The 24,757-nt window shown below is 37.1% G+C and carries 23 protein-coding genes and 4 tRNA genes; 3 read left to right on the forward strand and 24 right to left on the reverse strand.

The genetic code is table 11. The features are described from left to right. Positions 1-459 precede the first annotated feature (459 nt). Positions 460-1,023 carry an alkyl hydroperoxide reductase subunit C gene (gene ahpC / locus NIZ91_20900; GenBank protein ID USY55128.1) on the forward strand — a complete coding sequence of 188 codons (564 nt, stop codon included), beginning with the start codon at positions 460-462 and terminating at the stop codon, positions 1,021-1,023. Between the two features lie 13 nt (positions 1,024-1,036). Next, positions 1,037-2,566 carry an alkyl hydroperoxide reductase subunit F gene (gene ahpF / locus NIZ91_20905; protein ID USY55129.1) on the forward strand — a complete coding sequence of 510 codons (1,530 nt, stop codon included), beginning with the start codon at positions 1,037-1,039 and terminating at the stop codon, positions 2,564-2,566. A 65-nt stretch (positions 2,567-2,631) separates the two neighbouring features. Here ahpF and NIZ91_20910 read toward each other — a convergent pair whose 3' ends face one another. The 11 genes from NIZ91_20910 to yeiL form a co-directional block, all read right to left on the reverse strand. Next, a complete protein-coding gene (locus tag NIZ91_20910) occupies positions 2,632-4,131 on the reverse strand; it encodes a tripartite tricarboxylate transporter permease (protein USY55130.1) in 1,500 nt (499 codons plus the stop codon). Between the two features lie 26 nt (positions 4,132-4,157). Beyond that, a complete protein-coding gene (locus tag NIZ91_20915; protein USY55131.1) occupies positions 4,158-4,616 on the reverse strand; it encodes a tripartite tricarboxylate transporter TctB family protein in 459 nt (152 codons plus the stop codon). A gap of 13 nt (positions 4,617-4,629) precedes the next feature. Beyond that, on the reverse strand, positions 4,630-5,637 hold the full coding sequence (locus NIZ91_20920) for a tripartite tricarboxylate transporter substrate-binding protein (GenBank protein ID USY55132.1): 1,008 nt from the start codon (positions 5,635-5,637) through the stop codon (positions 4,630-4,632). 154 nt (positions 5,638-5,791) lie between these two features. After that, positions 5,792-6,472 (reverse strand): response regulator, encoded by a 681-nt coding sequence (locus tag NIZ91_20925; protein ID USY55133.1) that lies wholly within the window; start codon positions 6,470-6,472, stop codon positions 5,792-5,794. 1 nt (position 6,473) lies between these two features. Then, a complete protein-coding gene (locus NIZ91_20930) occupies positions 6,474-8,060 on the reverse strand; it encodes a sensor histidine kinase (protein ID USY55134.1) in 1,587 nt (528 codons plus the stop codon). Positions 8,061-8,288: 228 nt separating this feature from the next. Continuing rightward, the gene (locus tag NIZ91_20935) at positions 8,289-8,690 is read right to left on the reverse strand and encodes a hypothetical protein (GenBank protein ID USY55135.1); all 402 of its coding nucleotides are present in this window, start codon (positions 8,688-8,690) and stop codon (positions 8,289-8,291) included. A gap of 508 nt (positions 8,691-9,198) precedes the next feature. After that, positions 9,199-10,524, reverse strand: coding sequence for a 2-hydroxycarboxylate transporter family protein (locus NIZ91_20940; GenBank protein USY55136.1), 1,326 nt, complete (start codon positions 10,522-10,524; stop codon positions 9,199-9,201). Between the two features lie 175 nt (positions 10,525-10,699). Then, positions 10,700-11,530, reverse strand: coding sequence for a MetQ/NlpA family ABC transporter substrate-binding protein (locus NIZ91_20945; protein ID USY55137.1), 831 nt, complete (start codon positions 11,528-11,530; stop codon positions 10,700-10,702). A gap of 15 nt (positions 11,531-11,545) precedes the next feature. Beyond that, the gene (locus tag NIZ91_20950) at positions 11,546-12,208 is read right to left on the reverse strand and encodes an ABC transporter permease (GenBank protein ID USY55138.1); all 663 of its coding nucleotides are present in this window, start codon (positions 12,206-12,208) and stop codon (positions 11,546-11,548) included. Beyond that, the gene (locus tag NIZ91_20955; protein ID USY55139.1) at positions 12,201-12,950 is read right to left on the reverse strand and encodes an ATP-binding cassette domain-containing protein; all 750 of its coding nucleotides are present in this window, start codon (positions 12,948-12,950) and stop codon (positions 12,201-12,203) included. The genes NIZ91_20950 and NIZ91_20955 overlap by 8 nt, the downstream gene beginning before the upstream one ends. 139 nt (positions 12,951-13,089) lie before the next feature. After that, positions 13,090-13,767 carry a transcriptional regulator YeiL gene (gene yeiL, locus NIZ91_20960; protein USY55140.1) on the reverse strand — a complete coding sequence of 226 codons (678 nt, stop codon included), beginning with the start codon at positions 13,765-13,767 and terminating at the stop codon, positions 13,090-13,092. An 81-nt stretch (positions 13,768-13,848) separates the two neighbouring features. On the opposite strand from yeiL, the gene NIZ91_20965 reads away from it, so the two are divergent. Continuing rightward, complete coding sequence (locus tag NIZ91_20965) at positions 13,849-15,021, forward strand: MFS transporter (GenBank protein ID USY55141.1); 1,173 nt, start codon at positions 13,849-13,851, stop codon at positions 15,019-15,021. 63 nt (positions 15,022-15,084) lie between these two features. Here NIZ91_20965 and rlmH read toward each other — a convergent pair whose 3' ends face one another. The 13 genes from rlmH to NIZ91_21030 form a co-directional block, all read right to left on the reverse strand. Beyond that, complete coding sequence (rlmH, locus tag NIZ91_20970) at positions 15,085-15,564, reverse strand: 23S rRNA (pseudouridine(1915)-N(3))-methyltransferase RlmH (protein USY55142.1); 480 nt, start codon at positions 15,562-15,564, stop codon at positions 15,085-15,087. A gap of 73 nt (positions 15,565-15,637) precedes the next feature. Then, positions 15,638-15,796: a CxxH/CxxC protein gene (locus tag NIZ91_20975; GenBank protein ID USY55143.1), complete on the reverse strand. Its 159-nt coding sequence runs from the start codon at positions 15,794-15,796 to the stop codon at positions 15,638-15,640. A 76-nt stretch (positions 15,797-15,872) separates the two neighbouring features. Next, entirely contained in the window at positions 15,873-17,087 is a 1,215-nt protein-coding gene (locus NIZ91_20980; protein ID USY55144.1) for a trypsin-like peptidase domain-containing protein, read from the reverse strand. Positions 17,088-17,214: 127 nt separating this feature from the next. Then, positions 17,215-18,009: an MBL fold metallo-hydrolase gene (locus NIZ91_20985; GenBank protein USY55145.1), complete on the reverse strand. Its 795-nt coding sequence runs from the start codon at positions 18,007-18,009 to the stop codon at positions 17,215-17,217. An 18-nt stretch (positions 18,010-18,027) separates the two neighbouring features. Beyond that, positions 18,028-18,807: a two-component system regulatory protein YycI gene (yycI, locus tag NIZ91_20990; GenBank protein ID USY55146.1), complete on the reverse strand. Its 780-nt coding sequence runs from the start codon at positions 18,805-18,807 to the stop codon at positions 18,028-18,030. Then, positions 18,794-20,158, reverse strand: a complete 1,365-nt coding sequence (locus NIZ91_20995) for a YycH family regulatory protein (protein ID USY55147.1) — start codon at positions 20,156-20,158, stop codon at positions 18,794-18,796. The genes yycI and NIZ91_20995 overlap by 14 nt, the downstream gene beginning before the upstream one ends. Then, positions 20,149-22,044, reverse strand: a complete 1,896-nt coding sequence (gene walK / locus NIZ91_21000; protein USY55148.1) for a cell wall metabolism sensor histidine kinase WalK — start codon at positions 22,042-22,044, stop codon at positions 20,149-20,151. Before walK ends, NIZ91_20995 begins: the two co-directional genes overlap by 10 nt. A gap of 9 nt (positions 22,045-22,053) precedes the next feature. Continuing rightward, on the reverse strand, positions 22,054-22,761 hold the full coding sequence (gene yycF / locus NIZ91_21005) for a response regulator YycF (protein USY55149.1): 708 nt from the start codon (positions 22,759-22,761) through the stop codon (positions 22,054-22,056). A 193-nt stretch (positions 22,762-22,954) separates the two neighbouring features. Next, positions 22,955-23,027: transfer RNA gene (locus NIZ91_21010), tRNA-Phe, on the reverse strand. Positions 23,028-23,036: 9 nt separating this feature from the next. Then, a tRNA-Asp gene (locus NIZ91_21015) sits at positions 23,037-23,112 on the reverse strand. A gap of 25 nt (positions 23,113-23,137) precedes the next feature. Continuing rightward, positions 23,138-23,209: transfer RNA gene (locus tag NIZ91_21020), tRNA-Glu, on the reverse strand. Between the two features lie 13 nt (positions 23,210-23,222). Continuing rightward, positions 23,223-23,295, reverse strand: a tRNA-Lys gene (locus tag NIZ91_21025). A 142-nt stretch (positions 23,296-23,437) separates the two neighbouring features. After that, positions 23,438-24,724 (reverse strand): adenylosuccinate synthase, encoded by a 1,287-nt coding sequence (locus NIZ91_21030; GenBank protein ID USY55150.1) that lies wholly within the window; start codon positions 24,722-24,724, stop codon positions 23,438-23,440. Positions 24,725-24,757: the final 33 nt, after the last annotated feature.

The following is a 24,757-nucleotide window of genomic DNA, read 5'->3' on the forward strand; positions in this document are numbered from 1 at the left end:
TTATAATTCATGAATTTTTATACATTTCATTCTTAAGGAGTTTTTTCGAATGGGTATTTAAGCCTAAAAAATGTAATTAGAATATAAACAAAACTCCATTTTTATCCTTCCAAGAATTAAACTGTATACTTTTTAGCCACTAATAAAATTAAGCAGATGCAATAAACTTCAATTATTCTCAATCACCACCTTTTATTTTCAAATTTTCTTTCCTTCATTAGATAAAAAAACTACTTATACATTTCCAGTTTATACAATCATATTATTAGATAAAAAACACACAAGAGTGATAAGATATATGTAGAAACACTGTAGAAAACCTTGTTTTTCAAAGGAAATCAGACGATCAGACAACTTTTTTTAAAAACTAACCATATTTCCTTTGACAAAACAACAGGTTTTATATAATAATGAGTATTGAATTAGAATTATTATAATTTATTGAGGAGGAATTTCGATATGTCATTAATCGGAACTGAAGTAAAACCATTCGTAGCACAAGCTTACCAAAAAGGTGAATTCCTTGAGGTTACTGAAGAAAACCTTAAAGGTAAATGGAGCGTAGTTTGCTTCTACCCAGCAGATTTCACTTTCGTATGTCCAACTGAATTAGGCGATCTACAAGATCAATACGCAGCATTAAAAGAACTAGGCGTAGAAGTATATTCAGTTTCTACAGATACACACTTCACACACAAAGCATGGCATGACCATTCAGAAACAATTAATAAAATTGAATACATTATGATTGGTGACCCTTCACAAAAAATCTCTCGTAACTTTGAAGTACTAAACGAAGAAGAAGGTCTTGCTGATCGCGGAACATTCATCATTGATCCAGATGGCGTTATTCAAACTGTTGAAATCAACGCTGGTGGTATCGGCCGCGATGCAAGCACACTTGTAAATAAAATTAAAGCAGCACAATATGTGCGTAAAAACCCAGGTGAAGTTTGCCCAGCTAAATGGCAAGAAGGTTCTGAAACACTAACACCAGGACTTGACCTTGTAGGTAAAATCTAAGGAGTTTGATTACATGTTATTAGATGCAAATATCAAAGCACAGCTAGATCAGTATCTTCAATTGTTAGAAAGTGACATTGTGCTAAAAGTGAGCGCGGGAGAAGATAAAGTATCTCGTGACATGCTTTCATTAGTAGATGAACTAGCAACAATGTCATCTCGTATTAAAGTTGAAAAAGCTGAATTAGAGCGCACACCGAGCTTTAGCGTAAATCGTATCGGTGAAGATACAGGTGTAACATTTGCTGGTGTCCCTTTAGGACATGAATTTACTTCATTAGTTCTTGCTTTATTACAAGTAAGTGGACGTGCACCAAAAGTTGATCAAAAAGTGATTGACCAAATTAAGAACATTAAAGGCGAATACAAATTTGAGTCGTATATCAGCTTAAGCTGCCATAACTGCCCAGATGTTGTACAAGCTCTAAACTTAATGAGTATCTTAAACGACGGGATCTCTCACACAATGATTGACGGTGCGGCTTACAAAGACGAAGTAGAAAGCAAAGACATTATGGCAGTTCCAACTGTTTACCTTAATGGTGAAGAGTTTGGCAGTGGTCGTATGACAATCGAAGAAATTTTAAGTAAAATGGGCAGCGGCCCAGATGCAGCAGAGTTTGCTGATAAAGATCCTTACGATGTACTCGTTGTTGGTGGCGGTCCGGCTGGTGCAAGTGCTGCAATTTATGCAGCGCGTAAAGGTATTCGCACTGGTATTGTAGCCGAGCGCTTTGGTGGCCAAGTTATGGACACAATGGGCATCGAAAACTTTATTAGCGTTAAAAAGACAGAAGGTCCTAAACTCGTAGCAAGCTTAGAAGAGCATGTTAAAGATTACGGCATTGACGTAATGAATTTAGTACGCGCTCGTAGCTTAGAGAAAAAAGACTTTGTTGAGCTTGAGCTAGACAACGGTGCTGTTCTAAAAAGTAAAACAGTTATCCTTTCAACAGGTGCTCGCTGGCGTAATGTTGGTGTACCTGGAGAAGCAGAATTCAAAAACAAAGGTGTAGCTTACTGCCCACACTGCGATGGCCCTTTATTTGAAGGTAAACGCGTAGCTGTTATTGGCGGTGGAAATTCAGGCGTGGAAGCAGCGATTGACCTTGCAGGTATTGTTAATCACGTAACTGTTTTTGAATATATGTCTGAATTAAAAGCTGATGCTGTATTACAAGAGCGCCTAAACAGCCTTCCAAACGTAACTGTCGTGAAAAATGCTCAAACAAAAGAAATTACCGGAACGGATAAAGTAAACGGTATTACTTATATTGATCGTGAGACAGAGGAAGAAAAACACGTTGAATTAGAAGGCGTATTCGTTCAAATCGGCTTAGTACCAAACACTGATTGGTTAGGCGATGACATAGAACGTACACGCATGGGAGAAATCGTCGTTGATAAGCATGGTGCAACTAGCATTCCTGGCGTATTTGCTGCGGGAGACTGCACAGATAGTGCTTATAAACAAATTATTATCTCCATGGGTTCAGGTGCAACAGCAGCTTTAGGTGCTTTTGATTACCTAATTCGTAACTGATTAAGATTTAACGAATTATCCAATTGAAAGAGCCCTTGTCTTTGGACAAGGGCTCTTTTTTATAGCTACATTCCAATTTGAGTATTTTCTTTTTTACGCTTTAAGCTCCCTCTCCATGCAGGTACTACTATCGCTAAAATTGTTAGCACAATCAGTGACATGGCCAACGGACTGGTTAAGAAGATATTCCATGATCCACCTGAAATTGTTAACGATTGACGAAGCGAGTTTTCCATCATTCCACCTAAAATAAAAGCTAGGATAAACGGTGCTGCTGGAAACGCAAAGATTCTCATCAAGTAACCTAAGATTCCAAACAAAACGAGGAGATATAAATCAAACGTGCTGAAACTTACTGCATATACTCCCACTAAGCTTGAAATAATAACGAGTGAAATTAAAAGTGGACGTGGTACTTTTAAAATTTTCACAAAGTATGGTATCAACGGAAGGTTTAAAATTAACAAAAATACGTTTCCGATATACATACTCGCAATGATTCCCCAAAACACAGATGGATTTTCTGTCATGAGTAATGGACCAGGTTGAACACCTAAAACAAGAAATGCTCCCAACATCACAGCTGTTGTTCCAGAGCCTGGAATTCCTAGACTTAATAATGGTACAAACGCGCCGCTTGTTGCTGCATTATTCGCTGTTTCTGGTGCTGCTAAACCTTTGATAGATCCTTTTCCGAATTCTTCTGGCTTTTTAGCTAGCTTCTTTTCGGATATATAAGCCACAAAGGAAGAAATTGTTGCCCCTGCCCCCGGTAAAACCCCTAAGATAAAGCCAAGAAAGGATTGTCTCGCCATAGGTCCGGCCATGTCTTTATAGTCTTGCTTACTTAACTTTAGACTACCGATATTATTTAATCCCTTTAGTTTTTGCTTACGGTTTAAGATTAAGAAGCAAACTTCAGCCAAAGCAAATACGCCAAGCGCAATAATTAAAAAGTCAATTCCATCTAATAAATTCACACTGCCAAATGTAAATCTGCTCGTACCAGTTTGTGCATCAATTCCAATGGTCACCACCATAAAACCAACAACTGCTGAAATTAACGCTTTAATTGTTGAACCTTCCGATAGGCTAGCGATGGCCGTCAGCCCAAGGAGCATCAGTGCAAAGTATTCTGGAGGACCGAACACGATGGCCACGCTGGCCAGCATCGGTGCAAACATCATTAAAAGTATAACGCTAACAGTCCCCCCAATAAATGAACAAATGGCTGAGATGGCTAACGCTTTACCTGCTTTTCCCTGTTGAGACATCGGATAACCATCGAATGATGCTGCAACCGTCCCTGCTACCCCAGGAGCATTTAACAAAATAGAAGATGTGGACCCACCATACATCGAGCCATAATAGACCCCTGCCATCATAACCAATGCACTTGTTGTATCCATCCCATATGTGACCGGAATCATAATTGCAATTGCACTAATTGGCCCCAGACCGGGAATCATTCCAATAATTGTTCCGATAAAGACACCAATAAAGACAAATAAGATAGCTTCCCAGCTAAAAGCGACTTGAAACCCCTGTATGATTCCTTCAAACATGACTCTCTTCCCCCTTTCCTACCTCTTTAAAATGGTAAAATGCCTGCTGGTAATCGAATAGCTAAGCCATAGTTGAATAAAACATAAGAACCAAGAGAAAAAATACAGGCTGTTAAAATATTGGCCATCCAGTTTTTATAGCCGAGAAAGCGGGAACAGAAAATAATAAAGACCGTTGTCATAATAACGAATCCCACTACTTCTAGTACGGTAATATAAGCTAAAATAAGAGCCATCACCCCTAAAAGCATAAATAATTCATTCCGCTTAATAACACGCTTTTTCTTTTGCTCCTCTGTATCATTATCTGGGCTAAAAAAGAGAACAATAGCTAATATAAACAAACAAAAGCCTAATATTTTTGGAATAAGATCTGAATCTACAGGAACAAACGCGTACTCAGGTAAACTAAATGCTAAAAATAAATAGACGACTGATATAATCATTAATGCTAAACCTAATCCCTTATTAACAGACCAGTTCATACGATTACCTCCTTTATTCTTTTATAAATCCTAATTCTTTCAATAAAGTCTCTAACTCTTTTGATTGTTCATCTAAAAATACTTTAAATTCTTCACTGTCCATGTATTGTTCATCCCAGCCGTAAGATTCACGAACCTTTGCAAATGACTTTGAATCTGACGCTTTCTTAAAGATTTGTTGATAATACTCTAATTGCTCTTTTGTCATATTAGGAGGTCCAAAAATACCACGCCAAACAATAAACTCTGTGTCAATCCCTTGTTCTTTCCCTGTTGGTAAAGTACCTAAAAATTTATCTCCTTTTAGTCTTTCGGGTGACGTGATACCCAGAACCTTCATTTTTCCAGCTCGTGCTTGTTCAGCTGCGTCTAATACACCGGTTGAAACGACATCTACACTACCATTTAAAACAGCTGTCATCGCTCCACCTTCTTGGTCAGAAATGTAACGAATTTTTGTAATATCAACCCCTGCTGCGTTTGCAAACAATATAAACTGCATATGATCCATGCTTCCCGGTGAAGAGTTTCCAATAACAGTTACTTTTTCTGGCGTTTTTCTCATCTCAGCAAAAAGCTCTTCTAAGTTATCCCAACGAGCATCATCACGGACTGCAAAAGCTCCGTAATCCGCAATTAAATTCGCAATAGGTGTAAAATCTTCATATCCATAAGGAGACTGTCCATTCAATGCGACAAAGTGTAGAGGTGGTGAACTAATAAAAAGATTATGAGGATCGTTGCGCTTGTGGATGTACGCCCAGCCAACAGCGCCTCCTCCACCTGGCTTATTTACAACTCCAAATCCTTTGTTTGCTAAGTTTTCTTCATCAATTGTACGTGCTAGCATACGTGCAGTAGTATCCCATCCTCCACCTGCTGCAGATGGCGCAATAATTTCAATAGATCGATCTGGCTCCCATTCTCCTTGTTCATTAACTTTTCCTTGTTGAACTGGCATGGAACAGCCGGTTAATACAACTAAGCTTACACTAAGTAAAACTAACCATTTTTTAACCAATGAAAGCGCCTCCTTTTTGTTTTTAACTAATTTTACCTACCGCACCCCTTTTTGTAACCGTTTTCTTTTTAAAGTGTATTAAGTTTATTTTACAAATTAAGTTCATTTTGTTCACAAAAAGAAGCTTTCAAAGAATGGACTCTTTGAAAGCTTCTTATTCGGAAGAAACAACATAGTATTTTCGCTCTGGTCTTCCAACAATCCCATATACCAGTTCAGCTTTTGCTTCACGAATAGAGATTAGATATTCTAGATATCGTCTTGAAGTAGTGCGAGAAGCGCCTAGAAGCTTGCCAAGCTCTTCTGCTGTAATTCCTTCTTTTTGCTGTTGTAATAATTCTCTTACTTTTTCTAAAGTTAATTGATCAATACCTTTTGGAAGATGATTTCCATCTATTTTTTTTATATTTTTAAATTGAAAAAGCTGATCTGCCATCGTTTGAGTAATTTTTTGCTGAGAATTTAAGACCAGATTATTTCTGCTTACTTTCTCAATCGCATCAGAAAGACGCTGAAGTTCAATTGGTTTGACTAAATAATCAATGACACCAAGGTTATACGCATCTTTTAATATGCTTATATCTGTTGCAGCTGTGATTAATATTACCTGTACAGTTAAACATTCTTCTTTCAGTTGGTGAATTAAGTCTATTCCTGTTTGATCTGGCAGATATACGTCTAATAAAATTAAATCAGGTTGCCAGTTCTTTAGTTCCAGTAGGGTTTCTTTTGCCGTTGCAACGGTTTTTACTTCGTTTACTTGCTTTAAGCTTTTTACATACTGACAGTGAATATCTGCTACTCTGTAATCATCTTCTGCAATTAAAACATTCATATCATGTCGCTCCTGTTTTTGGTATATGTATGTGAACAACAGTCCCGTGTGGCTGGTTTTTTGATAGATAGATCGTTCCATTTAGTTCATCTAAAGCAGCTTTCACAAGAGCTAACCCAAAACCCCTATGTCCCCCTGCTTTTGTAGTATAACCTTCATTAAAAACAAGGTTTAAATCTTTATTTTTAATACCGCTACCGTTGTCTCCTAACTCAATAATTAGTTCACCATCTACATCTGTTAGAAACAAATCGACGAGCGGTTCTGTTTGTTCTGCTACAGCGTCAAACGCATTATCAATAATATTTCCTAATATAGTGACTAAAGGTGCCGTCATTTTGGTCGGCCAAGTCTTGTGAACCATGCTATCTTCATCAATAACAAAATCAATTTTCTTTTCAGAGGCTTTTGAAAGCTTGCCAATCAAAACCGCTTGTATAGTTGAATCATTTACTCGTTCAAATAGTACACGTTCATATATTTTTTGCTGACCAATTTCTTCGTGAATGAATCGTTTAGCTTTTTCACCGTGTCCCAGCTGTAACCAGCCAGAAATAGCATAGAGCTTATTCGTATATTCATGAGTTTGCGCACGCAAATCTTGAGAATACTGTTGAACCTCTGATAAAGTGTTGAGCAGCTCTTGAACGTCAGATTTTTCTTGGAAACTTGCTACTTTGCCCGCGTAACTATCTTTGTCACCAATCATTTTATAGTGCACGAGCAGCGGCTTTTTATGGTAGATTGTTTCGTAGTGACCAACGGCTAGCTGATTCGCAAGCACGTTTGAAATTTCTGAGTTCCTTAAAGCTTTTCGAATTGGTTGGCCGATAATATTCTCTCTAATTCCAAGAATTTTTTTACCTGAATGGTTAATGAGCGTTACGTTCCCTTTTTGGTCTGTTGCAATTAACCCTTCATTCAGTGCTTCTAGAATAGCCTCCCTCTCTTTATACAATCTAGCAATTTGATAAGGCTCTAAACCAAATGTATCTCTGCGAATACTTCTCGCAAGCATAAAACTACCTACAACACCACTAATAAAAATAAAAGCAAGCCAAATTGAAAAAGCTGCAAGCCCTTGTCCAAATAAAGAGTCTACATAAGATAGCATAAAGCCGACAGATACAACGCCAATAATCCTATTATTTTCATCATAGATAGGTGATTTTCCCCTCACTGACATCCCAAGAGAGCCTTTTGCAAATGAAATATAGTTTTCTCCTTCAATAAGAGCTCGTTCATTGTCTCCACCAATCATCTTTTGACCAACCTTCTCTTTATGAGGATGAGTATAACGAACTTCATCTGCATCACCAACTACAATAAATTCTGCACCTGATTGTTTTCTAATTCGCTCAATAAGCGGCTGAATAATTATAGCGTTTTCATTTTGTAGAATAACTTCCTTTACAAGTGGCATTTCTGAAACAGCAATTGCCGTTGTTAATGCTTTTTCTCCCATTAATTCACGCGTCTGTTTTCGTTCAAAATAAACATATACAATGGTTACCATTAACATGATCATCGTAACCAAAATAGAAATCAAAAACATAAATTTACGCTCTAACGGCCAACGAGCCTTCACTTTGCAACGCCCCCTACTATTTTAGTATAACGAGAGATGCAGCTAATTGGTAGTCTTAGTTAGAATTATCTGATTATTTTAAACCTTGGTTATTTAGTTTATAAAAAAACCTTACTAATAAACAGAAGTTGCTTTGTTTTTAGTAAGGAGAACATATTCTTATATAGACTTTTCATTGTGTCGATATAAAAAATTCATTTTAACTTTCATTATTTTATTTAATACTTTTTAATACTCTTGAATATCAGTAATATACCATTCTCGGTCTTTTTTCTTCAGAAAAAAGATAATGTTTTCGTTCTCAGTTGCTTCATCTTCACTGATTGAAATTTGTGTATATACTTTTGCTTCACTATGTAATAAATCCATGTCAGTTGACTGTATATAAGCGTCCATTCGGGAGCCTGTATACCCTAAAAGACTCTCTGAAATAGGTAGGAAATCCATTAACAACTCGCTCGCATCTATTCCTAATGTTGCCTCACTAATTTTCCCTGCAAAGCTCATCGCACTTTTCATTTGATTAACTTCTTGATTGTCAAACATTCCAATCATTGCTCGCACATTTTGATGATTGTAAGCTGATACGAAATCATTTACCTTGTCCTCTGGTTTATTGAAATATCCCATATAAAAAAGAAATACTCCAGCACACACAACTATTAATAAAATTTTTTTCCACTTAAACATGTCTTAACGCGTTAGCTCTCCAATCTCCAATAGTATATTAGAACTACTTGATAGTCATTTTTCAACCTAGGCTATCTAAATTTAAAGAATGTTTTACGGCTTTATAACTTGATAAATTATTTCCTAACAGAAATGTTTAAGTTCATAAAAATCCTTTTAATATAAGTGTTCTTTATTAAATATAACTAATTATTTTATAGTAAGCAACGACTTCTTTTCCTTTAAAATCATAATTATAAAGTTTTTCATACATACTATTTCTAGTATTCATGTATCAATTAACTTAATCCAAAAGGGTATCAATATACCTATTACCAATTTAAAGAATGAGAAAATCCTCCAGCATATCTAAACAAGCTAGAGGATTAATAAGAGAATAAATATTAGTTGTAAAAAAGATTTTACTTCTTACTATCTGAATAAAAATAACAAAGGTATAACCCAGCCTTTACATAAAGAGTGGAATAATTAAACCTGTTAACAATAAGATTAGAGCACCACCTAATCTAGAAGCGATTTGTGCAAATGGCATGAGCTGCATACGCTTAGAGGCTGAAAGAACGGCTACGTCACCAGTTCCCCCCATATTAGCCATACATAAACCTGCACATATCGCTGATTCAATTGGGTAAAATCCAACTAATCGTCCAAGCAGTGCTGCTCCAATTACGGCACCTAATACAACGCCTGCTACTAGTAAGATATACTGCAGGCTTAGTGCTTCTAACACGGCATTTAAATCCGTATACGCTACACCAATTCCAAACAGTAAAGCGAGTGTCCATGTTTTAGCAACGAATTGATACCATTGGCTCGCACCTTCTACAACATTTTCAGGTATTAAGTTTGCAATTTTAGCAACTGCAACAAGAATAATCATCAAAGCATATGGATGAAGCGGAATAATTGCGCCTAATAAATGGCCACACGCAAAGAATAATAGAGCAGCTAGTAACCCAATTCCCATTTTCGAGATATCAAACTTTGATTTCTTTTCTTCTATTTTTAAGCCCGGGATAAGCTGGCCGTTTCCTGATAATGAAGGAATTTTATTACCTAAACTGTTTAGTAAACTTGCAAAGATAATGGCAAATACATTACCTAATGCTAATGCAGGAACAAGAATTGAAATATAATAACTTGGTGAATTTCCAAGTGATTCAGAATAAACCTGAGCCATCGGAATTGCTCCAGCTCCCATTCCTCCACCTAGGATTGGAAGAGTAATAACTAAGATAGCGTCTCGAATTGAAAAACCAATGAGTGCTCCTACCAAACCTGCAATAACCATAGCTCCAATCACTGCACCAAAGATTGGAACAAAATAGCGAACACCAATCTTAATGAGTACTTTTGAATCCATTCCTAAAATACTACCCGTAATTAAAGCAGCAATATAAAAGTCTAAAAATCCAGCAGTGGTCATAAACTCCGTTACATTTGTCGTTACGGTTTCAGGTAAAAGCCCACTGTATACCATATAAGCGGAACCGAAGATAGCAACAATAGCGCCTCCACCTAAGTATGATTTAATGATTGGCAAACGATCTCCAATCCAACCTAAAGCTTCACCAAATACAACCATGACAAGTAAACTTCCAATCATTCCAGCAGGTAGATTACCTGTATAAACCGTTACAACTGTGATAGCTAAAAACAAAGCAAACCATAAGATGGGCATTCCCATAATTGTTGGCTGCATATTGTTTTGCGAAAGGTCATATACCTTTGGCTTTTGATCTAAGACATCTGATTTTCTCAATGGCTTTTCCATACGCTTTATCCCCCTTTTGTAATCGTTTTCAAGTTGACTTATAGACATTCTAAATGATTTTTAACAAGCGTTGATAGATTATGAAACTTATTAAAGTTTTGTAATTAAAAAAAGTAAAATTAATGAAATATAAATAAAAAAGCCATTTGAAAAAATCTTCAAATGGCTTTTTTATTTATTTAAAGGCTGGAATCGCTGTTTCGTCGTACTTTTCTTCTAAGAATTTACGAACTTCTGGGCTTGTCATTGCTTCAGCTAGCTTCTTAATTGCATCTGAATCAGCGTTATCTTTGCGCGCCACTAAGGTAATCGCAAAATCATTGTCTACTCCTTCAGTAAGAAGTGCATCACTTTTTGGGGTTAAGCCAAGAGGTGCAGCATAAGCTGGCGTCATGACTACCGCATCTGCATCATCATACATTCTCGATAGCATTAATAAATCAACTTCTTTAAACTGAAGGTTTTTTGGATTCTCTTTAATGTCGGCCTTCGTATAATACGTATCTTTCTTCTCACCTAACTTGATAACCTCATGCTGTGCAAGCAAAGAAAGCGAACGATCAATGTTAGAAACATCATTAGCAATGGCCACAGTCGCACCATCAGGTAATTCTTCCACTGACTTGTAGTTCTTCGAATATACACCATAGTTTGCAAAATAAATTGGCTCAACAGCTACTAATTCTGCGTTGTTATTACGATTAAATTCTTTCATATACGGCACATGTTGAAAGAAGTTTGCATCTACTTCTCCAGCTGCAAGCACGCTATTTGGCTGTACGTTGTCACTTAAGACTTCTACTTGTAAGTTAATTCCTTCTTCCTTTAGCTTTGGCTTTACAAGGTCTAAAATCTCTGTCATTGGTGGTATTAAAGAAGCTACTTTTAACGTCACTTCTTCTCCATCTTGTCCTTGCTTATTTTTATTTTCCTTTGCTTCGTTTGGTTGGCCACAACCACTTAATGCTACAACAAGCACCAACATAAAAAAGAATAGTTTTTTCATTTTTTCCTCCATTACTTATCTTTTATCCAATACTCTGGCTACAGTCATTCCAATAAATTGAACAAACTGCACCAATACAATCATAATAATAATCATGTACATCATTAAATCTGTTTTAAATTGTTGATATCCATACCGAATGGCAAAATCACCAATTCCTCCTCCACCAACAACTCCCATAATAGTGGAATACGAAATAAAGCTAATGATTGAGGTCGTCAGTCCAAGAATTAGGCCTGAACGTGCTTCTACATAAACAAACTTAAACATAATCTCTCGAATAGATGCCCCCATAGAAATTGCTGCTTCTATAACGCCTTTAGGCACATCTAACAGCGATTGCTCCACAAGACGTGAATAGTGTGCAATCGCAATAATTGAGAGTGGAATTGTTGCTGCTGCTGTTCCAATTGCTGTCCCGAGGACAAACCGAGTAAACGGTATGAGGAAGACGACTAGTAATAAAAATGGAAACGAACGAATCGTATTCACCAAGAGGTTTAAGGTTGAAAATATAAGCTGATTTTCAAGCAGTTGCCCCTTGCGACAAAGAAACAAAAAAGTGCCAACGGGAAGGCCGATGAAAACCGCAGCTACAATTGAAACACCCACCATGACAAAGGTTTCACCAATAGACTGCCAAATTTCAGTTTCGTATTGCGCCAAAACTTCAAGCATTGTTCGCTTCCTCTCCCCGTGTTAATTGATCTACAAAGTATTGTGCCCCATTGTCCTTCATTTGAACACCGTTTGGCTTTGTAATGACCGTTTGATAAATAGATCCATTTTCGAGAACGGTCACACAATTGCATATGCTTTTAATGACTTCCATCTCATGACTAACAATGACAATCGTCACACCTAAGCGCTTATTAATATCTTCTAAGACTTTTAGTATGTCAGCTGTGGTATTAGGGTCTAGAGAGGAGGTTGGCTCATCACACAGTAAAACTTGCGGCCTATTTGCTAGGGCACGTGCAATGGCCACACGTTGTTTCTGCCCACCGCTTAGCTGAGACGGATATTTACCTTTAAGCTCTTCTAATCCAACAAAGCGTAAACATTCAGATACGCGCTTTTTCTGCTCTTCCTTTGGCGTTTGTGTTAACTCTAGTGAAACAGCTACGTTATCGTACACCGTTTTATTTGAAACGAGATTAAAGTGCTGAAAAATCATCCCAATTGATTTTCGCGCTTCGCGAAGCTTTTTTCCACTCATCCTTGTTAAGTTTTGAGCATTCACTTCTACTTCTCCTTCATCAGGAATTTCAATTAGGTTCATAAGGCGAAGCAACGTTGACTTTCCTGCTCCGCTCGCTCCTATAATTCCATGAATCTCACCACTATTTATCTCTAAAGACACTTCTTTAATTGCTTCAAAATGTGAAAATCTTTTGCTTACACGATTTAATTTAATCATGAAAAAACCCCTCCTTTCTTTAATTGAAGGGTGAGAATATTCGTATGAATAGATATATTTAAGAAATGATACAACGCTGTTTATTTTAACATTATTTTATGTGATTTTATTAATTTTTACTATATATTCAGCTTGGACTTTACACGCTTTTATTCTTAATTGCTTCGGCAAGTTCATATAAAGCACGCTGTTCTTTAATTTGATAGGTTCTACCTTCTTTTTGCAAATATCCTTTCTCACAGAACTGTGTCAACACATGCAATAAATGACGATAAGAAACGCCGAGGTAGTCACAAACAATGACGTGCTTTTCTCGGTAAAATCCTTTATCAGCCGTTTGTAAAATAAAGTCTGCAAGCCTATTTTCTAGAGGAAAAGCTAGGCTTTGTGAGTACTTAGCTGCCATCAACGTTGCTTTTGCACTCAAGAACTTTGTTAATTCCCGAAGAAACTTAGCGTCTTCAAGCAACCTCGTGCGACATTGCGAAAACGGCAAGGCAAAGCAAACTGTTTTAGTAGAAGCTTGAATACCTTTTGTATAGTACACATCGTTTAACAATTCCATTTCACCAATAAAATCATGCGCGCTAATAAAATTAATAAGCGATACTTTTCCATTTTGATGCGTTACATAGATTTTCGCTTTGCCTTCTGTCACATAAAACAAAAAATCTGGTCTTTTCCCTTCGCGGATAATCCATTCATCTCGCTTATACTCTCGCACTTCAAGAAATTCTTCAATTGGAAAAGAAAACTGATTAGCAATTGAATAGCTTTCTAGATACAACTGTTTTTTTTCGCCTTTGTAAATTTCCATCTTCCACCTCAAAACTATGAGATATCTCATAGTAATCTTATTTATTCTCATGATATCATGCCATTGATAAGGAGGATATCAATGAATACACAACGTTGGATGAGCACACATTTTTTTAGTTTTTTTCTGACATGGGGAATTTTTCTACCTTACTGGTCAGGCTGGATGATTCAAACAAAAGGAATTAGCGTTTCAGAAGCTAGTTTTATTATGAGTATTGGATTAGTGGCGCGAGGTCTTTCTACACTATTTGCTTTTCCTTATTTATTAGAACGAATCAGTAATAAAGCACTTTTAAATATCGCGGGAATTGGCACATTGATTGGAATTCTTTGTTACATTCCAGCTAATTCGTTTACAAGCTTACTAGTGGTAACCGTCTTTTTGCATATTTTTTATCCAACCTTAATGCCAGCTTTAGATAGCGTCGCGGGTGTTCTTGTACAAAGCAAGCAGCTGAAACACTACGGAAAAAGCCGCCAATGGGGATCTATTGGGTTTGTCTCTGTAGGTATCCTGTTAACCGTGTTTACAGGAATATTTGGGGATAAAGTTATTTTTTGGGCGCTACTGCTTGGGATTAGCTGCTTTGTGGCTCTCAGCTTCACAAGTGCTCCGGATATTTTATCGCAGAAACCTCAAGTAAATCCAAGTAAAAAGGTAAATATCTTAGATTTATTTCGCACTAAACATTTCTTAATTGTACTTGTTATCGTAGTGCTTCTCCAAGCTGCCCATGCTACTTATTACAACTATGGCTATATCTTTTTAAAAGAAATTGATGCGCCAATCTATCTAATCGGTGTCATTATCAATATTGCCGTTATTGCTGAGATTATTTTCTTTTCGATTGCAGATAAACGCTTTAGCCGGTTTTCACCGGGTACCCTATTAGCATTAGCTGCAGCTGGCTCTTCTCTGCGATGGGTGTTAGTATTTATTTTTCCAAACATTATTGTCTTTTGTATGGCCCAAACCCTACATGCGTTTTCATTTGCGATGGGGCACTATGCTTTCATGAAGTACCTAACAGCAAACATTCCACATACACATATTCCAAAAGCTCAAGGCATGTATTCAGCTTTCGCGCTCAGCTGGAGTACGGCTGTATTTACAGTTTTCGGTGGCTTCTTATATGAAATTGAGCCAAGGTATGCTTTCATTGGAATGCTTGCATGTAGCTTACCTGCGATGTTAATTGCACTTATGTACCGGAAACTAGAAGTGGAAAAGAAGGTTTTATTGTCTGCTTAGATTTGATTAAAAAGAAGCTGGTTTAAGTTAAACCAGCTTCTTTTTTCTATAAAAGTAGAGTTTTTACTTATGATACGGTTCACCACGATTAATCCGAAACGCACGATAAATCTGTTCAACCAACACCAAGCGCATAAGCTGATGTGGGAACGTCATCTTTGAAAAAGAGAGCGTAGCGTTTGCTCTTTTCATCACTTCATCGCTGAGCCCCAGTGATCCTCCGATGACAAAAGCTACCTTGCTTTTTCCATATGTAGCAAGCGAGTCTAAATCTTTGGCCAACTCTTCAGATGAACGCTGTTTGCCATTAATCGCTAAAGCAATAACATGTACATCTTGCCCAATTTTACTTAGTATGCGCTCTCCTTCTTTTTGCTTGACCTGAACCATTTCCGACTCACTCAGATTCTCAGGTGCTTTTTCATCGGGAAGTTCGATAATCTCTATCTTGGCATAAGGCGCTAATCGTTTTAAGTATTCGTTAATGCCTTGCTTCAAGTATTTCTCTTTTAATTTTCCGATCGATACAATTGAAATATTCAAAATAATCTCCCTTATAAATTATCCACAGATTTTATCCACATATCCACAATATATATACACAACCTGTGTTTTTTTAGTTTTCCACTGTGTATAACGCTGGGTTTTCGCAGTATTCACATACATGATTGCGCTCATCTTCAGTTATTTCTTTAAAAACTGGGGCTAACTCAATCTCATCTACGGCTACATCTAACGCTAATTCTGTATGTTCTAAGCAACAATAAATTTTCAAATTATGATCTCCTTTCTTTTTCACAAGTATCAGTAAAAAGACCACAGAGAAAGTTCCTCTGTGGATAACTTTTAGTTTATAATGACTCGCGTGATAGCTTCACCGTGACCGTTTGTTTTTTGCCTTGTCGATAAAACGTCACTTCCATACTATCACCTATTTCTTTGTCGATATATAAATGCTTACGTAATCCTACTAAGTCTTTAATATCTTCTCCATCTAAGGCAACAATAACGTCATATTCTTTTAAGCCTGCTTTAGCAGCTGGTGAGCCATTTGCAACATTTAATACGGCAACACCATTTACAACGTCTTGCGGAAGCTTTAACGTTTCTTTTAGATGATAACCTGATATTTCGCTTAACGATAATGTTCCAACACCTAAATAAGGTCTTCTTACTTCTCCATACTTTTCTAAATCATCTACAACAGGTCTGGCCATATTGATTGGAATAGCTAAGCCAATTCCTTCAACTTCTTGCTGAGAAATTTTCATGGAGTTAATTCCAATTAACCTGCCGTCAATGTTAATTAAAGCACCGCCACTGTTACCAGGGTTAATCGCTGCATCCGTTTGAATAACTTCTGCTTGCCAATCAGGGCTTCCATCACCATTTAAGTCCTGTGGAATGACACGATTGACACCAGAGACTACACCTTGTGTTACAGAACCAGAGAACTGCAGTCCAAGAGGGTTTCCAATAGCAATAACCGGCTCCCCAACTTTCAGCTTATCTGAATCCCCATAGTTAGCAATTTTGGTTACGTGTTCAGCATCAATCTCAATAACGGCTAAATCCATTAACTCATCGCTTCCCAATGTGCGTGCAGGTACTCTAGATCCGTCATACAAGCTGACTTCAATTTGCTTGGCACCTTGAATCACATGATGATTTGTAATGATAAAGGCTTTGTTTCCCCGTTTTTTATAGATGACACCCGAACCCGTGCCAGCGTCTGTCCCACTTTCATTCCAAAAACTTTCGCCTTGCTGAATATTTACTACTCCAACCACTGCTTCATTAACTTGGTTCACAGCTTTTGTAGTATCTGTGTTTACATCAACAGATACCGTTTTCTGAACAATATCTTCACCATTTTGAATGGAGCCTTGACTTTCTTCTGCTGGAGGGTTTGGAAGTAAATTTGATTCCGATAAAAATGGAAGTGCAATGACAACCACTATTCCTCCAATGATTGCTCCTATTAATGACGACAGAAACCAGCCTCCACGTCTTCTTGGCTTTTGACGTGAAGGAGACGGTTCACGATTCTCATCATAATGTTCCATATCCATCACCGACCTTTTCATTTATTATGATTATACGTACCGAAACAGATTAACTATTACTTTTTTAGACACTTCTGTTTCTTTCTAACCATCTAAATGAAGTTATTTTTTGTTTTGTTCATGTAGACTATACATAAACAATCGGTGTTGGTCTATTAGGGTCTGTATCATAAAGTTTTATCTGTTCTTTCACATCAATATCTTTTTCAGCTAAAACTTGTGAAACAGACATTCGAGCAATTTCTTTCATATTGTTATCTAAACTTAAATGAGCTAGATAAATCCTCTCTGTCTGATCGCCAATAACATCAGCCATTGCCAATGCTGCATCCTCATTTGAAACGTGACCCACATCGCTCAAAATACGACGCTTAACGCTCCAAGGATACCTGCCCATGCGAAGCATCTCAACATCATGATTGCTTTCAAAAACAAAAGCCTGACTATTTTTAATAATGCCTTTCATGCGATCACTTACATAGCCAGTATCCGTAATTAACGTCAGTTTTTTATCTCCTTGATGAAAAACATAAAACATTGGTTCAGCAGCGTCATGCGACACACCAAACGATTCAACATCAATGCTTCCAAATGTTTTATTTTGACCAATTTCAAAGTGAAATTGTTGATCCGGTGATACCTGGCCAATTAACCCGTCCATAGCTTTCCATGTTTTTGCATTTGCATAAATAGGTAGCTTATATTTACGGGCTAACACGCCTAGCCCTTTAATGTGATCACTATGTTCATGAGTTACCAGTATCCCCGATACGTTGTGAATATCTCGATCGATTTCTTGAAAAAGTGACTCCATTTTTTTACCACTTAAGCCTGCATCGACTAATAGCGATTGGTCTCCATCACTTACAAAAATCGCATTTCCAGTACTACCGCTAGCTAGCACGCTAAAATGCAAACTCATTTTTCTCACTCCAATATACTATTTTGAACTCTTTTGAATGATTTGCCCTTCAAAAGCATTTACAAAATAGTCAACATCTTCGTCTACGACAACGTGCCAAGTAGGTGCAAGGACCTGTGAGCTTGGCAAAGGTAAATCAAAAGTATAATAACCTAACTCTACTTCTGTTACCGTGCTTTTTTCGGTTAACTCTTCTTTTAAATACAGATTTTCAAGCACTTTAATTGGCGCAAGAACTTCTTGTTCATCGTCTAAAGGCTCGATATTTTCCATAAGGGTCTGCTCATAAGAAGTAATTTCATTTTTGTCATTTAAATGCGCAATGACAATGCCATTTTCATTATCGTAAATAACTTTATTTTTATACTGTTGATAAAATGTAATTGTATTTTTATCTTCATTGATTTTCCAAAGTGTATATGCATTCCCGGAAAGAACATAGTCTTGTAAGAACTGGTTTAGCTTTGATGTTTTATTCTTTGTAGGAACAGGAATTGGTTTATCTAACGTACTTTCAATTGTTTTTTCATCAATTAATTTTGCTTTTTGCTTTTTAAGCTTTTTCAAATCGCTTTCACTAAACCCTTTACTATTTGCGTTTAGTGAAGATGCATTTTTTTCAATCTTAGGAAGCTCCGTGTAAGTAATTCCTTCTGCAGCTAGCTGATCTTCAATACTTGATTCAACAAATAATGAATACTGATCTTGATCATGCTTTTTCATGAATTGATAAATTAAAAATAAATCTAAGACTAGGAACGTTACAATGAAAATCGATTTCGTTTTATTCCAATCCACCGTTTACGCCTCCTTCATCAGGTAACGTAACTCGGTACCACTTGTTATTATAGTAGTAAAACCAAGAAGGAACCAATGTAACGGAATTTGAATCATACTCGGCTTTATCCTTATCTTTTTGTTGATTGTTCCCAATCCCTTCCTCAAGCTGATATCCAATTGATATGTCATTTAGCAGAGAAGGATCAAAATCCTGATGCTTTTCAATCATTTCAATTACTTCTTGAGGAGACTGGAGCTGCACTTTCGTTTCAGGTAAGGAAACTTGAACAAAGCGATACAAAGGTCGACGATAATTTAAGACTTCAGCATTACCCCACCTTTGATAGATTTCTGTCATGCCTTGGTTGCTATATACAGGGTGATTATCGTGATAGTAACGATATGTAATCTCTTTTGTTACACGATTCCAACTATCAAAACGGTAATCGGGCTCTGTCCATCCGGCATGATCATTAACAAAGCTAAAGCTACGATTTAATAAATTTGCGTCATCATTTGATTCTGTATTCGAATTCACGAGGTTAACATACTCCATCACATTTGTTCGTGTATTTACATTAATAACCTTTGTTCCTTCCGTATACAGCTCTCTATATGCTAAGCTTTCTGTTCGGGCATAACTTGGATTTGTAAACAGCGCATCTTGAAATTTACGAATATCTAAAGGTGCTTCATATGCATAAAGCTTGTGCATATCAGGCGTTTGAGCTGGTATGAAAATATATCGGTTTTCATTCTTTTTATAAACTACGCAACGCTCTGCTGACGTTCCCGCATCTGCTAATTTTTGCACATCGTTCTTCACTACATTACTAATTTTTACTGCATACACTTTTTGTTGATTATAGTTCACCAAATACATGTTTACAGACAAAGTAGGCGTCTTTTTTATCTTTATGACTACCCGATCAAAATCTATCCTTGGTAATTTATCTGTGGTAAAACTAAACATTTGCTGAAAAGTTTCCACTGGTATTAGGTCAGGATATACAATTTCTACAGAATTATTATCATGAACATAGTTTAAAAAGCCACTAGGCTCAATGGCACTCGAAACATCCGTAATATCTGCTAATTTCCACGTTTTCATCTCTTGCAACCATGAGTCTATTTGCTTTTCTTCATGAGACAGATAGTGACTGCCGCTTTGGTGATAGAGTACCTTCGTAGGACGTATATATTCCTCCAGTTCACTCTTTCCACCTACCTCAGCCTCTTGAAGGTTTTGGGTTTCAGTATTTAAATCAGAAGGTGATTGATAGGACCATAAATTCCAAGTCAGGAATAAGCTTAAAACCACCAGAATCACTAGCACAATGGTTTTTATATTTTCATATCTCATTCCCATTCTTCATCATTCTCGCTTTCAATTGGGAGTGTGAAGTAAATAGATGTCCCAACCCCTTCTTTACTTTCTGCCCATATTCGACCATCATGAGCTTCAATAATTTCTTTTGCAATCGCTAAACCTAAACCTGTTCCTCCTAGCTTACGCGTTCTCGCTTTATCCACACGATAAAAGCGTTCAAAGATTTTAGACAGATTTGACTTTGGTATTCCCATGCCTTGGTCTTTAATACTCACCACAATTTCATGCGTGTGTTGTTTAATGGAAAACGTAATTGTTCCCCCTTCTGGTGAATACTTAATCGCATTTGAAATAATATTATCTAATACTTGCGTAATTTTATCTTGGTCAATCGCTACATAGATGGATTCATCAGGTAGTTCTCTAACAAAGGTAATTCCTTGCTCAATTGTCATTTCAAAACGATCAATAATGTAATGATAGAACTTTACAAAGTTAACCGGATCTCGACTAAAACGATAGTCTTCGCTATCTAACTTAGATAATTGCAACAAGTCATTAACTAAACGAATCATGCGCTCTGTTTCTGTTTGAGTAACATGTAAAAAGTTTGGAGCTATCTCTTTATCCTGCCACGCGCCTTCTGCCAAAGCATCTAAGTAGCTTCGCATTGTAGTCAAAGGTGTTCGAAGTTCATGAGAGACGTTTGCTACAAACTCTCGTCGATCCTGATCGATTTTCTCTTGCTCTGTAATGTCGTGTAAGACAATAATAATTCCGTTGATAAAACCTGTTTCCTTTTGAATAGCTGACACAGTGGCTCTCAAGATAAACGGTTCTGTTTTCGTACTAAAATCAAGGATTAGTGAATCTTGATTGGCCAATAAGCTTTCAAATGTATGTGTTTCATCTAAACCTAAAAGCGTGACAATAGGCTCTGACAATACAGTTTCACGTGAAACGTTTAACATCGACGCAGCTGGGTCATTAATTAAAATCACTCTACCTTTACGGTCAGTAGCAATAACACCATCTGTCATATGAGCAAGTACAGAGCTTAGCTTACGCCGCTCTCCTTCAGTAGTAGCTTGTGCTTCTTGCAGTTTCCTTGTCAAATTATTAAACGTTAAGGCAAGCTGTCCTATCTCATCATAACCGTAGACCTTTGCTTTTCTTGAGAAGTTTCCTTTTGCCATTTCTAATGCCTGCTTACGCATCTCAGACATTGGTCGTGTGATCGTTTGAGCCAAAAACACACCTAAAAGTGCTGTAATAACTAACGATATAACTGTACCGGAAGCAAAGATGCTATTAATTTTCCTCATTTGCTCGTAGACGGGCTCCATCGTCGCAATTAAATAAACAGCACCTAGTATCTCTTGTTCTGACTGTAAACTTTCTCGGCTATTTGGATTTGTAGAAGCATTTCCTCCTACATCATCCTGTAGACGAATAGGCACAGTCAATACTCTAATTCTGTCACCACTTTTACGATATACCTTATTAGAAGATGTGCCTGCTAAAAGAGCATTCGTAACGGCTAAATCATTTATTTTTTTCCCTACTATTTGTTCAGGGTTTGGATTTGATGTCCCTATAATACGTCTATTCGGGTCAATAACGCGCACTTCTAATATATCTTTAGAAGAAATCCCTTGCATAGAAGCAAAGTCTCTCAGCACTACTTCTAAGTCTTCTTCTAAAGTAGGGGACGTGTCGTTACGTGTTTTTTCTAGCTCTTGTTCAATATTATAAGCAAGTAACCCTACACGTTCTGTCAATGAATTTGTAAAGTTATTAACAAGTTCTTTTTCTAACTGGCGTACAAAATAAACACCAATGATTTGCATTGCAATTAAAATAAGCAATACATAAATTAATACAAACTTCAAATGAATGGACTGAAAAAACCGGACTTTCTTCATAACGTAGCGTTACTCCTGCTCTGGACTACGCAAATAATAACCTACCCCACGTCTTGTTACAATCCACATTGGATGGCTTGGATTATCTTCAATTTTCTCACGTAATCTTCGAACAGTAACATCAACTGTACGAACATCACCAAAATAGTCATAGCCCCATACTGTTTGTAACAAGTGCTCTCGCGTCATAACTTGTCCGATATGCTTTGCCAAGTAATGCAGCAATTCAAATTCACGATGTGTCAATTCAATCGTTTCTCCACGCTTTGAAACAATATAAGCATCAGGATGAATGACAAGTGCACCGATTGTAATCTCATTGCTCTCTTCTTCTTCAACATTATTTGAAATCTGTTGATGTCTTCTTAAATTTGCTTTCACTCGCGCCAACAGCTCTCTGGTACTGAAAGGCTTTGTTACATAATCATCTGCACCTAGTTCAAGGCCAAGTACTTTATCAATTTCAGAATCTTTAGCGGTCAGCATAATAATTGGCATATCATACTTTTTTCGAACTTCTCGACACACTTCCATGCCATCTTTTTGCGGTAGCATAATATCTAACAGAATCATTTCTGGTTGTACTTCTTCCACCTTTTCAAGTGCTTCTACACCATCGTAAGCGCAAAACACTTCGTAACCTTCTTTTTGCAGATTGAACTTTAAAATATCTGCAATTGGCTTTTCATCATCTACTACTAAAATACGTTTATCCATGATCATCGTTCTCCTTTTATCATTTCGAACAAAAAATAGGAAAGTAAGTATTCATAATGTTTGAATACACTAATTGTATTATACTTCATAACATAGTAATCGTCACAAATTCATCCTCTACTATACAACAACAGCATTAATTTTCAACCATATACAAACAAAAAAGCATGACTTTTAAAAGTCATGCTTTTTATGGCTCGGGACGGAATCGAACCGCCGACACAAGGATTTTCAGTCCTTTGCTCTACCAACTGAGCTACCGAGCCATCATCAAATGGCGGTCCCGACGGGAATCGAACCCGCGATCTCCTGCGTGACAGGCAGGCATGTTAACCGCTACACCACGGGACCCTCAGTTTATAATATGTAATAAAAATGACCCGTACGGGATTCGAACCCGTGTTACCGCCGTGAAAGGGCGGTGTCTTAACCGCTTGACCAACGGGCCATAGTAATAAAAGTGAGCCATGAAGGACTCGAACCTTCGACCCTCTGATTAAAAGTCAGATGCTCTACCAACTGAGCTAATGGCTCATACTATGAATATCAGCGACATGTGTAATAATAACATGATTTAGATACTAAATGCAATAGTTTTTTTAGAAAAACATTTTTAAGAAATGAATTTAACAAAAAACCAACGTTTAAGAAACTAAACGTTGGTTTTTTTACACTATTAGCTATAAACTCCGCGTAATACGTTTGTTTGTTTACGATCTGGTCCCACTGAGAAAATGGATAACGGAATACCAGTTAATTGTGAAACACGCTCTAAATAATGACGTGCATTCTCAGGTAACTCATCTAAAGATTTCACACCTGTAATATCTTCCGTCCAACCTGGAAGCTCTTCATAAACAGGCTCACATTTAGCTAAAACGTTTAAGCTAGCTGGGAATTCTTCAATGATTTTACCTTCATAACGATATGCTACACAGATCTTCAATTTTTCAATTCCTGTTAAAACATCGATTGAGTTTAAAGATAAATCTGTGATACCACTTACGCGACGCGCGTGACGAACAACTACGCTGTCAAACCAACCAACGCGACGTGGACGACCTGTTGTTGTTCCGTATTCACGACCTACTTCACGAATTTGATCACCAATTTCGTTTGTTAATTCTGTTGGGAACGGACCGTCACCAACACGAGTTGTGTATGCTTTTGATACACCCACTACATGCTTGATTTTTGAAGGACCTACACCTGAACCGATTGTTACCCCACCAGCAACAGGGTTAGAAGAAGTTACAAACGGATATGTTCCTTGGTCGATATCTAACATAACACCTTGTGCACCTTCAAATAATACGCGACGACCTTCGTCTAAAGCATCATTTAATACAACAGACGTATCGACAACATATTTTGCAACCTGTTGACCATACTCGTAATATTCATCTAAGATATCTTCTAATTTAAAGCCTTCTACTTCATACATTCTTTCAAGAAGACGATTTTTTTCAGCTAAGTTTTGCGTTAATTTTGCTTCAAACACTTCACGGTCTAATAAATCTGCAATACGGATACCTACACGTGCAGCTTTATCCATATATGCTGGACCAATTCCTTTTTTCGTTGTTCCAATTTTATTATCACCTTTGCGCTCTTCTTCTACCTCATCTAATTTTAAGTGGTAAGGTAAAATAACATGCGCACGGTTACTAATACGTAAGTTATCTGTTGTTACGTTACGATCATGTAGATATTTTAATTCTTGAACAAGTGCTTTTGGATCTACAACCATACCATTTCCAATCACACAAACTTTATCATCATAAAAAATCCCTGAAGGAATTAAATGTAATTTGTACGTTTCACCATTAAACTTAATCGTATGACCAGCATTGTTTCCACCTTGGTAACGTGCAATTACTTCTGCATTTTCTGACAGGAAGTCTGTAATCTTCCCTTTTCCTTCATCTCCCCATTGTGTTCCTACTACAACAACTGAAGACATATCTTAAGCACCTCCGCTTAGTAAGCAACAGCC

The organism is Bacillus sp. 1780r2a1 (assembly GCA_024134725.1).
Taxonomy (GTDB): Bacteria; Bacillota; Bacilli; order Bacillales; family Bacillaceae_H; genus Priestia; species Priestia aryabhattai_A.

Bases quoted from the DNA above. Each gene is read 5' to 3' on its own strand.
- NIZ91_21030 (USY55150.1), bottom strand. From the start codon at position 24,724: ATGTCTTCAGTTGTTGTAGTAGGAACACAATGGGGAGATGAAGGAAAA.
- NIZ91_20980 (USY55144.1), bottom strand. From the start codon at position 17,087: ATGGAACATTATGATGAGAATCGTGAACCGTCTCCTTCACGTCAAAAG.
- NIZ91_20965 (USY55141.1), top strand. From the start codon at position 13,849: ATGAATACACAACGTTGGATGAGCACACATTTTTTTAGTTTTTTTCTG.
- NIZ91_20985 (USY55145.1), bottom strand. From the start codon at position 18,009: ATGAGTTTGCATTTTAGCGTGCTAGCTAGCGGTAGTACTGGAAATGCG.
- ahpC (USY55128.1), top strand. From the start codon at position 460: ATGTCATTAATCGGAACTGAAGTAAAACCATTCGTAGCACAAGCTTAC.
- NIZ91_20955 (USY55139.1), bottom strand. From the start codon at position 12,950: ATGATTAAATTAAATCGTGTAAGCAAAAGATTTTCACATTTTGAAGCA.
- NIZ91_20925 (USY55133.1), bottom strand. From the start codon at position 6,472: ATGAATGTTTTAATTGCAGAAGATGATTACAGAGTAGCAGATATTCAC.
- NIZ91_20995 (USY55147.1), bottom strand. From the start codon at position 20,158: ATGGGAATGAGATATGAAAATATAAAAACCATTGTGCTAGTGATTCTG.
- NIZ91_20915 (USY55131.1), bottom strand. From the start codon at position 4,616: ATGAACTGGTCTGTTAATAAGGGATTAGGTTTAGCATTAATGATTATA.
- NIZ91_20950 (USY55138.1), bottom strand. From the start codon at position 12,208: ATGCTTGAAGTTTTGGCGCAATACGAAACTGAAATTTGGCAGTCTATT.
- yeiL (USY55140.1), bottom strand. From the start codon at position 13,767: ATGGAAATTTACAAAGGCGAAAAAAAACAGTTGTATCTAGAAAGCTAT.
- NIZ91_20935 (USY55135.1), bottom strand. From the start codon at position 8,690: ATGGGATATTTCAATAAACCAGAGGACAAGGTAAATGATTTCGTATCA.
- ahpF (USY55129.1), top strand. From the start codon at position 1,037: ATGTTATTAGATGCAAATATCAAAGCACAGCTAGATCAGTATCTTCAA.
- NIZ91_20910 (USY55130.1), bottom strand. From the start codon at position 4,131: ATGTTTGAAGGAATCATACAGGGGTTTCAAGTCGCTTTTAGCTGGGAA.
- NIZ91_20945 (USY55137.1), bottom strand. From the start codon at position 11,530: ATGAAAAAACTATTCTTTTTTATGTTGGTGCTTGTTGTAGCATTAAGT.
- NIZ91_20940 (USY55136.1), bottom strand. From the start codon at position 10,524: ATGGAAAAGCCATTGAGAAAATCAGATGTCTTAGATCAAAAGCCAAAG.
- yycF (USY55149.1), bottom strand. From the start codon at position 22,761: ATGGATAAACGTATTTTAGTAGTAGATGATGAAAAGCCAATTGCAGAT.
- walK (USY55148.1), bottom strand. From the start codon at position 22,044: ATGAAGAAAGTCCGGTTTTTTCAGTCCATTCATTTGAAGTTTGTATTA.